Genomic DNA, 494 nt, shown 5'->3' on the forward strand with positions numbered 1-494 from the left:
ACGGCGACGACAACCGCGCTGAAGCTGGCCGATTACGTGGTGACCGAGGCCGGGTTCGGGGCCGATCTCGGGGCCGAGAAGTTCATGAACATCTAATGCGGCTAGGCCGGGATCGCGGCGTCCGTGGTGGTCTGCGTGGCCACGGTGCGGGCGATGAAGATGAACGCCGGTGGCGCCAAGGCCGACCTGGGCCAGGAAAATGTCGAGGCGGTCAGGAAAGGGTGCCCGAACCTGGGCCGTCACATCGAGAACCTGAAATCCTTTGGCGTGCCGGTGGTTGTCGCGATCAACCATTTCGTGACAGACACCGAGGCCGAGGTGCAGGCGGTCAAGGATTTCGTCAAGGAGCACGGCTCGGAAGCGATCCTGTCGCGGCACTGGGAGCTGGGCTCGGAAGGGTCCGAGGATCTGGCGCGGCGGGTGGCCGAGATCGCCGACAAGAACAGCGCCAATTTCGCGCCCCTTTACCCCGACGACATGTCGCTGGCCGACAA

General features: G+C 64.6%; 1 pseudogene. It reads left to right on the plus strand.

The features are described from left to right. Positions 1 to 494 (plus strand): annotated as a pseudogene (locus AB9K34_RS13080) (formate--tetrahydrofolate ligase); the annotation flags it as partial.

This window comes from Sedimentitalea sp. XS_ASV28, assembly GCF_041224545.1.
Classification (GTDB): Bacteria; Pseudomonadota; Alphaproteobacteria; order Rhodobacterales; family Rhodobacteraceae; genus Sedimentitalea.